This is a genomic window from Polaribacter sp. P097 (genome assembly GCF_036864555.1).
Classification (GTDB): Bacteria; Bacteroidota; Bacteroidia; order Flavobacteriales; family Flavobacteriaceae; genus Polaribacter.
Map to the genome: position 1 here is coordinate 502761 of NZ_JAZETJ010000001.1, position 14052 is coordinate 516812.

13 protein-coding genes are annotated in these 14052 nt (G+C 30.0%); 5 read left to right on the forward strand and 8 right to left on the reverse strand.

Translation table 11 applies throughout. The features are described from left to right. Positions 1 to 100: 100 nt before the first annotated feature. Entirely contained in the window at positions 101 to 1498 is a 1398-nt protein-coding gene (locus V7R38_RS02450) for a LytTR family transcriptional regulator DNA-binding domain-containing protein (RefSeq protein ID WP_334055899.1), read from the reverse strand. Between the two features lie 10 nt (positions 1499 to 1508). After that, entirely contained in the window at positions 1509 to 2486 is a 978-nt protein-coding gene (locus V7R38_RS02455; protein WP_334055900.1) for a hypothetical protein, read from the reverse strand. 146 nt (positions 2487 to 2632) lie between these two features. Between V7R38_RS02455 and asnS the strand changes: the two genes are divergently transcribed. From asnS to V7R38_RS02470, 3 genes are all read left to right on the forward strand, one after another. Beyond that, entirely contained in the window at positions 2633 to 4066 is a 1434-nt protein-coding gene (gene asnS / locus V7R38_RS02460; protein ID WP_334055901.1) for an asparagine--tRNA ligase, read from the forward strand. A gap of 83 nt (positions 4067 to 4149) precedes the next feature. Then, a complete protein-coding gene (rpoN, locus tag V7R38_RS02465; protein WP_334055902.1) occupies positions 4150 to 5604 on the forward strand; it encodes an RNA polymerase factor sigma-54 in 1455 nt (484 codons plus the stop codon). Then, entirely contained in the window at positions 5604 to 6203 is a 600-nt protein-coding gene (locus V7R38_RS02470) for a hypothetical protein (RefSeq protein ID WP_334055903.1), read from the forward strand. The genes rpoN and V7R38_RS02470 overlap by 1 nt, the downstream gene beginning before the upstream one ends. Here the strand turns inward: V7R38_RS02470 and V7R38_RS02475 are convergent. The 6 genes from V7R38_RS02475 to V7R38_RS02500 form a co-directional block, all read right to left on the reverse strand. After that, positions 6198 to 6872 carry a porin family protein gene (locus tag V7R38_RS02475; protein ID WP_334055904.1) on the reverse strand — a complete coding sequence of 225 codons (675 nt, stop codon included), beginning with the start codon at positions 6870 to 6872 and terminating at the stop codon, positions 6198 to 6200. The two genes, V7R38_RS02470 and V7R38_RS02475, sit on opposite strands and share 6 nt — an antisense overlap. Before the next feature lie 113 nt (positions 6873 to 6985). Beyond that, positions 6986 to 7456: an ExbD/TolR family protein gene (locus V7R38_RS02480; protein WP_015481922.1), complete on the reverse strand. Its 471-nt coding sequence runs from the start codon at positions 7454 to 7456 to the stop codon at positions 6986 to 6988. A 24-nt stretch (positions 7457 to 7480) separates the two neighbouring features. Next, positions 7481 to 8125, reverse strand: a complete 645-nt coding sequence (locus V7R38_RS02485) for an ExbD/TolR family protein (protein WP_015481921.1) — start codon at positions 8123 to 8125, stop codon at positions 7481 to 7483. 3 nt (positions 8126 to 8128) lie between these two features. Then, entirely contained in the window at positions 8129 to 8590 is a 462-nt protein-coding gene (locus V7R38_RS02490; protein ID WP_334055905.1) for a hypothetical protein, read from the reverse strand. Between the two features lie 8 nt (positions 8591 to 8598). Continuing rightward, entirely contained in the window at positions 8599 to 9321 is a 723-nt protein-coding gene (locus tag V7R38_RS02495; RefSeq protein WP_015481919.1) for a MotA/TolQ/ExbB proton channel family protein, read from the reverse strand. A 237-nt stretch (positions 9322 to 9558) separates the two neighbouring features. Then, complete coding sequence (locus tag V7R38_RS02500) at positions 9559 to 10590, reverse strand: asparaginase (protein ID WP_334055906.1); 1032 nt, start codon at positions 10588 to 10590, stop codon at positions 9559 to 9561. 145 nt (positions 10591 to 10735) lie between these two features. On the opposite strand from V7R38_RS02500, the gene V7R38_RS02505 reads away from it, so the two are divergent. Further along, on the forward strand, positions 10736 to 11434 hold the full coding sequence (locus tag V7R38_RS02505; RefSeq protein WP_334055907.1) for a zinc metallopeptidase: 699 nt from the start codon (positions 10736 to 10738) through the stop codon (positions 11432 to 11434). Positions 11435 to 11641: 207 nt separating this feature from the next. Further along, complete coding sequence (locus V7R38_RS02510; RefSeq protein WP_334055908.1) at positions 11642 to 14014, forward strand: TonB-dependent receptor domain-containing protein; 2373 nt, start codon at positions 11642 to 11644, stop codon at positions 14012 to 14014. Positions 14015 to 14052: the final 38 nt, after the last annotated feature.

Sequence of the window (14052 nt, forward strand, 5' to 3'; positions counted from 1 at the left end):
AAGTCAATACAAATGAATACTAAAAAAAGCTACCTTTTAAATTTATGTCGTGAATGACAAGATATTATTCACGAATAACAGATCCTTTAAATTAAAGTTTTTAGTAATTAACCTGTTGTTGTAGTAAATCTTTTAAATGTTGCTTATACGTTCTAGATAAATTTAGCCAAACTCCATTATCTAACATCAGCTTTGTAGAATTGATGATTTTAATTTTGTAAATATTTACAATGTAAGACCTATGCATTCTTACAAACGTGTCTGATGGCAGTTCTTTAGTAACCTCAGTTAAAGTGTTTCTATCTATCTCAGGCCTTTCTTTATTAACCAAATAATATTCTACATAATGACCATCTGACTTTACATATAAAATATCTGCTATATTAATAATGGCATTGCTTTTTAGCTTAAGAAATTTTTGCTCTTTAACAACGTCTTCTTTATTACTTTTTAGAAGATCTAGCTCTTCTTGAATAACTAAAAATTCTTTTTCAATAGTTCTTTTTTTGTTAATGTAATAAATAAGACCAAGTAACAAAATAATGACTATAATTAAACTAATAAACAAACCAGATTGATAAAATTTTCTTTTTTCTACAGTTTTTTTAATAGTTTTATCTAAAGCAAAATTACGTTCAGAAATTACAGTTGAATTTCTTGGTTCGGTTACTGTAATTCTTTTAGGGTCAATTTTACGAACGTCTAAGTTTAATTGCTTGTCAAAATATTCTTCAGCTTTAGCTGTTTTGCCCAACTTCGTGTAACTTCTACCTAAAAGACTAAAGCTACTTTTAAAAATGTGTGGTATGTTATATTTCTCTGCAATTTCTAACGAATTTTCTGCATAATTTATGGCACAATCATAGTCCTTTTTAAGAAAGCAGATTTCGCCCATTCTTATATAGTTATTTCCAAATAATCTGCCTGATTGATTTTTAAATCTCTGATCTTTAATCGCATTAATGCTCACATTGGCTCTTTCAAAATTCAGCATTGCAGAATCTAGTTCATTTAGTCTAAAATATGTATTTGCCAAACCTACTCTTGATGTTGCAATCTGAAAATTATCTGCAATCTTTTCTGAATAATCAACAGATTTATTGAAGTAATATAAAGCTGAATCTAAGTAAGATGTTCTTAAGTGAAGGTTACCTATATTTTGATTAGATTTAAAAAACCATTCTTCATTACCTGTTCTTTTTGCTAATGATTTTGCTTTATAATAATACCCTATGCTTTCTTCAAACTTTTGGTTTCTACTACTTACAGAACCTAAAAGTAAATACCCTCTAATTTGGAATTCTGGCAACTTATGCTTTTCAGCTAATTCTAAAATTTCTTTTCCATATCCAGTAGCTTTTTCTGTATCCTTACCAGCTTCATATACTTTTTGAAAAAGTTGATTAATTTTAGTTTCTACATCAGAATTTTCTTGAGCTCTAAGAACGAAAGAAAAAAATAAAAGAATAAAAAGTACAAAGTGTTTATTTTTAATCATATTTATTTAATTAATTATCAAATGAAAAAATACCAAAAGGACTAAAAACTACGCCAACTGTTAATTGATCTACATTATCTACAAAACGTAAATTATAATCATCAAAACCTCTTATATAAGCTATTTTAAATCCGAAGTTTTTGGTAATATCAAAAGGAAACACAGAAAACGAAGTATTTGATCTGTAATTGGTAATACTTTGATGCGAACCATTTATAAGAGCCAGTTTTTGCTGTAAAACGCCATAAGTATTATTACAAAATTTGAACGAAAATTCTGCATCAAAATAAAATCTGTGTTTGCCATAAACTTGAATATCATTATCACTATAACCACCTAAATCAAACAATAAAAACATGTTTTTATGATAAAGTGTGTATCCAAAAGAGTATGAAATAGACTTATTAGATTTTGTGTTAATTCTATGATTAAGGTAGAGTGTTGTAAAATTAGTTTGAAAATGACCATTTTCCCTATTTACCAAATCAGATAAATTAATATTTTGATTATTATTTATTGTTTGATAGATAGAATTACAAGGCACAGAACCATCACTGTAATCACTAGAAAACGCACAGCCAGATTGACCATTTGAATAATGACCATTTTCAATTAAAAAAGAAATCATATTAGCTGTAAGTCGCTTACTTTCTTTAAGTTTCCACACTTGCTGAAAACCCAAAGCAACTTTATATGAAGGCATTCTTACAGGTGCAGAATTTTCATTATACATTCTTAAATGAGGAGAAAATATGGCATAAGTTGTAGACGCATTTTTAGGCTTGTCTACCAATAATCTATCTTTAATGTTGTTGTAAAAACTATAACGAACTATAGGTTTAGCCTCAAAAAGTATGGCTTCGTCAATGGCAGATTTATTGGTAAAATTAAAGTTAACACTTGCATCTTCTCCAATAGGATATAATTCTGACTGAGCATAAACACTAGAAACAATCAATAGAATTGCCAATGTAAATTTAAGTTTCATAGCTTACTTACAGGGATTTAGAACACTAAAATACATTATTTTTTTAGGAATACTAAGTTTAAACATTCAATTGCCAGAATAACCTCAAAAAAGTATCTTTACACTTTAGTAAAATGATATTGTATTAATCAAAGAAAAAAGTAAAGATGAAAGTGAGCAACGTTGCAGAATTATTGGAATCGAGTACAATTTTACAAGAAGTTCATGTAAAGGGATGGGTTAGAACATTTAGAAGTAATCGATTTATTGCTTTAAATGATGGCTCAACCATAAAAAATATACAATGTGTTATCGATTTTGAAAACACTGCAGAAGAAACACTAAAAAGAATTACTACAGGTGCTGCAATTGCTATTAAAGGTACAATTGTAGAGAGTCAAGGAAGAGGACAAAGAGTAGAAATTCAGGTTGCAGATATTGAAATATTAGGAGATTCAAATCCAGATGAATACCCAATTCAGCCTAAAAAACATAGCTTTGAATTTTTGAGAGAAAATGCACACTTACGCATGAGAACAAATACGTTTAGCGCTGTTATGCGTGTACGTTCTAAACTTTCTTTTGCGGTTCATAAATACTTTCAAGAAAATGGTTTTAACTATGTAAACACGCCTATAATTACTGGTTCTGATGCAGAAGGAGCAGGAGAAATGTTTAGGGTAACCAATTTTGAAGATAATAAAGCACCAGTAACAGAAGATGGCAAAATAGATTATAGTAAAGACTTTTTTGGTAAGGAAACTAACTTAACTGTTTCTGGGCAGCTAGAAGCAGAAACCTTTGCAATGTCTTTGGGTAAAGCCTACACTTTTGGCCCAACATTTAGAGCAGAAAACTCTAATACCACTCGTCATTTAGCAGAATTTTGGATGATTGAGCCAGAAGTTGCCTTTATGGATTTAGATGGTAATATGGACTTAGCTGAAGACTTTATAAAATCGGTTTTAAAAGATGTATTAGAAACCTGTAAAGACGATTTAGAATTTTTAGATCAAAGATTAACCCAAGAAGAAAAAAGCAAGCCACAAGCACAAAGAAGCGAAATGAGTTTAATTGAAAAACTTAAGTTTGTGGTAGACAATAATTTTAAGCGTGTTTCTTATACAGAAGCCATTGATATTTTAAGAAACTCAAAACCAAACAAAAAGAAAAAGTTTCAATTCCCAATTAATGAATGGGGTGCAGATTTACAATCTGAGCACGAACGTTTTTTAGTAGAAAAGCACTTTAAATGTCCTGTTATTTTATTTGATTATCCTGCAAATATCAAAGCATTTTACATGCGTTTAAATGACGATGGAAAAACAGTAAGAGCCATGGATGTTCTTTTTCCGGGAATAGGAGAAATTGTTGGTGGTTCTCAAAGAGAAGAACGTTTTGATGTTTTGGTAGAAAAAATGAAAGCCTTAGATATAGAGGAGAAAGAATTATGGTGGTATTTAGACCTTCGTAAATTTGGTACAGCAGTTCACTCAGGATTTGGTCTTGGATTTGAAAGATTAGTACAATTTGCAACAGGAATGGGTAATATTAGAGATGTAATTCCTTTTCCAAGAACACCACAAAATGCAGAATTTTAAGAAACTAAATTCTATAAAATATTCAATCGTCATTCCTACAAGAATGGCGATTTTATTTTATACGTTTTGTTATATTTGTGTATATGCTAAAACAAAGTTTACAATATAAACTCTTACAAAAGTTATCTCCTCAGCAAATTCAATTAATGAAATTGATTCAATTGCCAACACAAGCTTTTGAAGAAAGATTGAAACAAGAAATAGAAGAAAATCCTGCTTTAGATACAGGTAAAGATACCTCAGATACAGACGATGATTTTTCTAATGAATATGAAGATGCTGGTACAGAAAAAATTGAAGCTGAAGATATAAATATAGATGAGTATTTGAGTGATGATGAAATACCAAACTATAAAACTCAGGCCAACAATTACTCTTCTGATGATGAAGAAAAAAATGTGCCTTATGCAGCTGGCACCTCTTTTCATCAATCATTAGTAAATCAACTAAACACATTTAATTTAGATGAGGAAGAAAGAGCTATTGCAGATTTTTTAGTAGGTAGCATAGATGATAGTGGTTATATTAGAAGAGAAATTATAGATCTAGTAGATGACCTTGCTTTTACTGCAAATGTTTTTACCACAGAAGAAAAGGTTGTTGAAGTTTTAAAAAAGGTAATCCACACTTTAGATCCAACAGGAGTTGGAGCCAGAGATTTAAAAGAGTGTTTAATCATTCAATTAAAAACCAAAGAATCTAATATAGTTAGAAGCTTAGCTATAGAAATTCTAGAAAATGCTTTTGATCATTTTGTAAAAAAACATTACAAAAAACTTCAAGAAAAGTTCAATATTTCTGAAGATGAATTAAAAGAAATAAACACCGAAATTTCTAAGTTAAACCCTAAACCTGGAAGTTCTTATGCAGGTAATAATAAAATTGCAGAACAAATTGTACCCGATTTTTCTATTAAAATTATAGATGGAGAATTAGACCTAACCCTAAATGCAAGAAATGCGCCTGAACTTCATGTTTCTAGAGAGTACAATAACATGTTAAAAGGGTATCAAGAATCTAGTACAAAAAGTAAATCGCAAAAAGATGCAGTGTTTTTTATCAAACAGAAACTAGATGCTGCTAAATGGTTTATAGATGCTATAAAACAACGTCAGCAGACGTTATTGGTTACTATGAACACCATTATGCATTATCAATATGATTATTTTTTAACTGGTGATGAACGCAAGTTAAAACCAATGATATTAAAAGACATTGCAGATAAAATAAACATGGATGTTTCTACGGTTTCTAGAGTTGCCAATAGCAAATATGTTTCTACACCTTATGGAACTAAATTAATAAAAGAATTCTTTTCTGAATCTATGAAAAACGATCAGGGAGAAGATGTTTCAACAAGAGAAATAAAGAAAATTTTAGAAACAGTTATTGCAGAAGAAAACAAAAAGAAGCCTTTAACTGACGAAAAATTATCAGGTATATTAAAAGAAAAAGGATACCCAATTGCTCGAAGAACTGTGGCTAAATATAGAGAACAATTAGATTTACCTGTTGCTCGTTTACGTAAAGAAATTTAGTGAGGTTTCACAAAATTATATCAACTGTATTTCACCCAATTGTAATTCCTACAGTTGGTGTCATCATTTATTTCTTAATTTCACCATTAGCAATAGAACGTAATCAAAAATTAGTCACACTAATTCTAATTTTTGGAGCTACTTATATTTTACCTCTTTTACTATTAATTCTTTTAAAGAAATTTAATTTGATAAATAGTTACCAACTCAAAAGCAAGAAGGAAAGGAGAATTCCATTAGGCTTAATGGTTTTGTTATTTTATGGCCTTGGTAATTTATTCAGTTATGTAGATGCCCTTCAAGATTTATCTTTACTTTTTTATGCAACCTCAATTGGATTAATAATTACCTATATATTACTTTATTTTAATATAAAATCTAGTATTCACTTACTATCTATTGGTATTTCCTGCGGATTTTTTATGCTGTTAAGCTATGTAGATAATAGATCTTATTTGCCAATTATAATTATTATTATTTTGATTGCAGGCCTATTAGCAAGTGCTAGATTACATTTAAAAGCGCATACTCCAAAAGAAGTATACTTGGGCTTTTTAATAGGAATAAGTGCTGTATTTGGCTTGTATTGGTTGCTATAAGATATAAAATATCAAACCGAACTTTATGATAGAACTATTAATCTCTTCTCCATTTAAAGTAGCATTTTCAAAAAGAGGTGTTAAGCTATAATAAACATGAAAATTGAATTCATCAAATCCTGTAGATAGCGTTAAACCATATTGTAATTTTCGATAACTAGCAACATCATCAAAAGAAAAAGATGTATTGTTATCAATAAAATTAAAATTATTAGAGAAGTTATATAACAACTTAATACCAGGATAAATTCTCCAGAAATCATACTTTTTAGCTGTAGATGTTCTCCATCTAAATTCAATAGGAATTTCTAAATTATGTGCTGAGAATTTGTTGGACTCTAAATCTATACCTGAATCAAAGGTTGTATTACCATTTACATCTTCTACTTTTAACTCATGGTTAAAGAAATTATAGCCATAACCTAGACCAACTGCAACAGCGATATTACCTTGTTTATTTAGCGTAAAATCTTTTATAAACCCAAAAGAAATACCATAAGAAAAGCCACTTCTAGTAATTCCTGTAGGCTGATTCATTAATTGTGCATAAGAAATAGATGCATACAAATGATCTTCAGAATATCTATCTCCAAGTTGTAACGAATCTTTTTGGGCGTTACTTAACTGAGAAAAGATTAAGAAAATAATAAGAAATAAGATATTTTTCATGAATGCATTAATCGATTTTAAAGATACAAGATTCGATATAATAAATAAAATAGGTTCAATAAAAAAGGGTTAATTCTAATGAATTAACCCTTTATATATATAACTAAATGTCTTTAATTATTCTGTGCAGCTGCTGTTGTAGAGTAGTTAATTTTAAGAGCATTAACATCTCTTAATTTTAATCTAACATCTATAATAGTACCTACATTAGATTCTTTATCTGCTTTTATTGACGTTGTCATAAAAGGGTGTAAAGCCTCTGCTATCTTATCTCTCTTGCTAAAAATAAAAGCTGGTACTTGATCTGCTGATGATATCTTATCATTCAACTGAATCTTGTTGTAACCAACACCATCTCTATTAGGATCTTTAGATTTACCAATATAAATAGTACTTACTAAACTTTTATCTTCTAACTTCTTAATCTCTGTAGCTCCAGGAAGTCTTGGATTTTCTATTACTAAATTTGTTTCTCTCATAGTAGTTGTAACCATGAAGAAAAATAGTAACATAAATACAATATCTGGCAGAGCAGCTGTATTCACAGCTGGCATTCCTTTTTTCTTTTTTCTAAATTTAGACATACTTTTGTTTTAAATTTAAATTAATTATGAAGTTGGTTCTGCATCAGAAATAATTTGAGGATAAGATGTTTTAATATCTTCAACCTTTTTTCTCAATTTATCTACTTCACTAGATAGATCTGCACTTTTCTTAGCATCAGAAAAAGCTTGTTCTAATTCTTGATAAGACATTCCATAACGTTCTCTAGCTAATCTGTTTCTTAACTCAGTATAAGCTTTTAAAAGCTCATTTTGAACTACAATATAAGTACCATAATCTGTACCTCTATCACTTTGAACAGAAATAATTGCTTTGTTAGGATGATCTGAAGAAGCATCGCTTCTTTCCCCTTTACAATAATCACATGCTTTTCCAGGTGTACCATCCTCTCCAGGATTTCCTACACCTCCACCATTATCAATAAACTTTACAGCTTCATCTTTAAGATCTTTAACATCCATACGTTCACCTTCTACAAGTAACTCGTTATTTCTGTTAATATTTACTTCAAAAATGTTCTTTTTCTTAATTACAGGTGGTACATAATCAATAGGTGGCTTTTCTGATAACTTCTTAGAGATACCTGAATCTACGTTCATTGTAGTAGTAACTAAAAAGAAAATTAATAGCAGAAAAGCGATATCTGCCATAGAACCTGCGTTAATTTCTGGGTTATCTCTTCTTGCCATATATTATGATTTTACTAATCCTTTTAATAAGTCCCAAACAAAGAATAAACTAGCTATACCTCCTAAGATAACGCTATACCAAATTCCTGTTCCAACCCATTTGTTTACTGCAGAGCCTTCTTCTCCTCCTTCTTCTATACCACCAGCTGCATTATAAACTGCTTCACTGTCTGATAAGAAATAAGCTACAAGTAATAGTACTCCTAAGATAGCCAAACCACCTAAAGTTTTCTTTAGATTTTCAGGGTTTCTTACTAAACTAATTAACGATAAACCAATAGTAATTATTACTGCAGCATAAAATAAATATGTTGAATAATAGATTAATGGGCTAACCACGCTATTAGCTACGTCTACGTCAGTCTCAATCACTTCAGCATCTTCCATAAATATTCTTATGAAAAGGAAACCTCCAATTAGAGCAATTGCAGCAATTAAAATACTTAAAATTTTATTACTTTTCATACTAAGTTTTATTTTTTATACTTTACTAATAAATCTATCAATGAGATAGACGCGTCTTCCATATTGTTTACAATACTATCGATTTTTGCAACGATGTAGTTGTAAAAAATTTGAAGAATAATAGCCACAATTAAACCAAATACGGTTGTTAATAAGGCTACTTTAATACCTCCTGCTACTACTGCTGGAGAAATATCGTTTGCTACAGCAATGTCGTTAAATGCTCCAATCATACCAATTACAGTACCCATGAAACCAAGCATTGGTGCTAATGCAATAAATAAAGAAATCCAAGATACGTTTTTCTCTAATTGTCCCATTTGAACTCCTCCATAAGAAACAACGGCTTTCTCAGCTTCTTCAATACCTTCATCAACTCTATCTAAACCTTGATAAAAAATAGATGCTACAGGTCCTTTTGTATTTCTACAAACTTCTTTTGCTGCTTCTACTCCTCCTGAACTTAATGCATCATCTACATTTGCTAATAATTTTTTAGTGTTTGTAGTTGCCATGTTTAAATAAATAATTCTTTCAATGGCAATAGCTAAACCTAAAATTAAAGCTACTAATACAATTCCCATAAATCCTGGTCCACCATCAATAAAGTTTTGCTTTAATATTTGGTGAAATGTTTGCGATTCAGTTGCTGCTTCTTGAGCGAATGTAGATTGTACAGCTCCAAAAAACATAAATCCTGTTACAGATAAGACATTTACTACTTTTTTCATCTTAGTTATAAATTAATTTTAATAGTTAACGGGTTAAAGATATAAATTTTCATCTCAAAAATAGAAATTATGTAGCACTTTATCTTTTTTTGCGCTTAAAACATAACCTTTTCTTTTAAGAGAGTGCCAAGTAACAAAAAATGTTATGCATAAAAAAATTTTTTTTTATGCTTTTCTGTTTTCTAAGCACATTTATTAATAATTTGATAATATTATCTAATTCTTATGAAAAATGCATTAAATCGTTAATTCTCCTCTTAATGGTTTTTCAAAATAGTGGCTAAATTCTTCATTACTCAAATCTTCATGCAATAAATACATCAATTTTGCAATTGCAGTTTCAGTTGTTATGTCTTTTCCGCTAATTACACCCAGCTCCTTTAAGACCACACTTGTTTCATAATGCCCTTGAGAAACAGAACCTGCTACACACTGTGTTACATTAATTATTTTAATATTCTTTTGCACAGCACCTTTAAGTAAATTTAAAAACCATTCTTGATCTGGGGCATTACCTGCACCATAAGTTTCTAAAACCACCCCTTTTAAACCTTTAGCATTTAAAATACTTTCTACTACATTTTTTGTAATTCCTGGAAAGAGTTTTAGAATAGCAATATCATTTACTAGATTTTTTCTAACCACTAAATCTTTATTGGAATCTGGTTTATGAATATAATATTCATTAAAGTTTAAGTGCACACCACTTTCTGCTAAAGGCGGATAATTCATGGAAGTAAATGCCTCAAATTGTTCAGCGTTAATCTTTGTAGTTCTATTTGCCCTGTATAGTTTATACTCAAAATACAAGCAAACCTCTGCAATAATTGGCTTATTCTCTTTTCTAGCACATGCAATTTCTATAGAAGTAATTAAGTTTTCTTTAGCATCTGTTCTTAAATCTCCAATTGGCAATTGCGATCCTGTAAAAATGATTGGCTTTTGAAGATTTTCTAGCATAAAACTAATTGCAGAAGATACATAAGACATGGTATCTGAACCTGAAAGCACTACAAATCCATCGTATTTTTTATAATTTTCTTCTATGATATCTACAATTTTTCGATAATAGTCGATATTCATGTTCGATGAATCTATAGGTTCATCAAAAGAGATGCTTTCTATATTACAATTTAGTTGATGTAATTCTGGAATGTTTTTGGTTATCTGACTAAAATCAAACGCCTTTAATGCATTGGTTTTATAATCTTTAATCATTCCAATGGTTCCACCTGTATAAACAATAAGAATATTAGGTTTATTTGTCATATTGTCATTTCTAAATTAGCTACTTCTTGTATAATCTGCCTATTTGTGATTATTCTACATTTTTATTGATAAAAAATAAAATGGAATAATTTATGTTGTAAATTTATCAAACAAATATGATATACAATTTTAAAAATTATAAATTATGATGGGATTTTATATACTTATTGGAGTTATTTCTCTAATAAGCTGGCTTGTAGGCAACACTTTAAAGAGTAAATTTAAAAAATACTCTAAAGTTGCTTTAAGAAATGGAATGAGTGGTGCTGAGATTGCTGAGAAAATGTTGGCAGATAATGGCATTTATGATGTAAAAGTAATTTCTACTCCTGGTAGATTAACAGATCACTACAACCCAAAAGATAAAACTGTAAATTTAAGCGAGGCTGTTTACAACCAAAGAAATGCTGCTGCTGCTGCAGTTGCAGCACATGAAGTTGGGCATGCAGTACAACATGCTACTGCTTATGACTGGCTTACAATGCGTTCTAAATTAGTGCCTGTTGTTAGTGTTTCTTCAAGATTTTCTCAATGGCTAGTAATTGGTGGTTTAATTTTAGGAGCTGCATCTGGATCTTCTGGCATTGGTTTTTATGTTGCTGTTGCTGGTTTAGCAATGATGGCTCTTGCAACTATTTTTAGCTTTATAACCTTACCTGTAGAGTACGATGCAAGTAACAGAGCTTTAGCTTGGTTAAAAAATAAAAATATGGTAACTCCAGATGAATATGCAGGGTCTAAAGATGCTTTAAAATGGGCAGCAAGAACTTATTTAGTTGCTGCATTAAGTTCTTTAGCATTGCTTTTATATTGGGCATTAAGAGTTCTTGGAGGTAGAGATTAAACTTTATTACATAAGTATTCTAAAAAAAGCACTCTTTTTTAAGAGTGCTTTTTTTTGCTAGGAAACTATTTGCACATTTTTGGCGTCTATGTTTTATAGAAATTTAATCTCTGGTAAAAAATTAAAGGCACTTTATCAGATTTTCATATTTCTTGTGTAACAAAATATCACTTTTTCAGTGTTATAATAAAAACAATCCAACCAAAAATGAAACTTCTTTTAACCTCAACGCTATTTTTCTTCGGAATTTTAACCTGTATTGCACAAAATAATATCAATGGTAAAATCGTAGACGAACAAAATCAACCATTACCATTTGCAAACGTTGTTTTGTATAATGCTGATAAAGCCGAAAATCCTAAAGGAACTGTATCTAAAGATGATGGTACTTACATTATTGAGAACATTGCTGATGGAAACTATATTTTAGAAGTTTCTATGTTAGGTTTCGAAACTGAGAAAATTGATAAATTCAGTTTATCATCAAACAAAACATTTAACATCACTTTAAAAGAAACAAGTCAATCTTTAAATGAAGTTATCGTTAAAAGCAAACGACCTGTAATTAAGCAAACTGCAGAAAAATTAATTGTAGATTTAGAACAATCTGAAATGATTAATACCTCTTTGCAGGATGTAATGCGCAAAGTGCCAGGTGTTTTAGTAACCAATAATGGAATTACCATTGCTGGAAATAGTGGTGTTCGAATTTTAATAAACGGAAAAACTACTGAGTACATGGATGTTGAGACACTATTGAGAGATTTTCCTGCAGATAATATTTCTAAAATAGAAGTTGTAGAACAACCAGGAGCAGAATATCAGGCATCTGGTTCTGCTGCCATAATTAATATCATTTTAAAGAAAAATGTAAAATTAGGCACTCATGGAAGCGTAAATTCTTGGATTGGTGAAGACCAAGGTTTTGAGTGGGGTTCAGGTTTTTCTATTGCCAGCTACAAAAACAAATTAAATTGGCAAACAAGTGTAGGCTACTCGCAACCAACATTTAGAGAAGATTTATTCTTGGTAAGAACTGTAGGTAACGAAACCTATGATCAAACTACAAGAGAACCTTATGATCCAGATAATTTTAGAATAAGTGGTAGTTTAGATTATTACATAAATGACAAAAATTCTATTGGTTTAGGTACAAGCTTTAATACTAGAAATTCAACCAGAATTGCATCTAGTGAAACCATTATTTCTAATGCCAATAATACCAACACACTATTTTCGGAGAATAGTTTTGATAGAGAGCGTAAAAACTATTCAATAAATCCATATTATGAATACAAAACAGATACAGATCGACTATTAATTGATTTTAATTATTTAGATTTTGTAAATGACAACACCAATACTTTATATGATGTTGCAGGCAGTACAATTCCTTTTACAGATAGAAGATACATACAAGATGGTACCTATAATATAAAAACCTACAGTATAGATTATAGCAAGCAATTTACAGATAACTTTAAATTAAGTGTAGGATCACGATTTGCAGATGTTGCCACTAATAATGATTTACAGTCATTAATTGCAAACAATTCTGGCGGTTTTGACTTTGTTGAAGATGAAAGTAGCCAGTTTTTAATTGATGAAACCATATTTGCCATATATTCTAAAATTAATGCAACATCTGGCAAATGGTCTTTCTCTGGAGGTTTACGTTATGAAGATAGTAATACAGATGGTACTTCTATTTTTATGGACAATGGAAATTTGAGAACAGAGATTTTAGAAAGACCCATAAAAAAACTTTTTCCAAGTGCCTCTATCAGTAGAAAAATTACTGATGTTTTAGGAGCTAGTATTTCTTATAGTTACAGAATACAAAGACCTTCTTACAATAGTTTAAACTCTTTCGCGACTTTTTTAGATCCTTTTTCTGCAGGTGAAGGAAACCCATTTTTAACTCCTTCTTATACCAACAATTATCAATTTAACTTAACCTATGAAGGGCAACCATTTTTTACCATTGGCTATAGTAAAACAGATGACGTAATTTTTCAATTAATTCGTCAAGATAATGACACAGCACAAATTCGCCAACAAGAAGTAAATGTAGAAAACAACACCAATTGGAATTTTAGATTATTTGCCCCTTTAAATTTAACTGATGGTTTAGAAGGGTACACAGGTATAATCGTTACAAATACAGATTTTCAATCTTCTACTTATGGAGTAGATTTAAACAAATGGAACCTAATTTGGTTTGTACAAGCAAGCTATGAATTACCTTGGGATGTTAGTTTTGAAGTAAATGGTAATTATGGAACAGGAGCTTTAGAAGGTCAAATAGAAGTAGATTGGTTAGCCGAATTAAACTTCTCTTTTGGTAAATCTTTCTTAAACAAAAAATTAAAAGCAAATTTAGGATTCAATAAAATGCTAAACAGAGGCTTTGTAGGTAACATAGATTATGGAAATGGAACTGCAGCTGTTGAAAGTAATGGCTCTAGACAAAATATTCAATTTAGATTAACCTACAGTTTTGGAGATCAATTTGGTAAGAAAAAAGCAAGCAGAAATAGAAATAGAGACGAAGAAAATAGAATAAACACAGATAATTAAACTTTACAAACAACAAGTAGCTACAAATAAAAAACCTC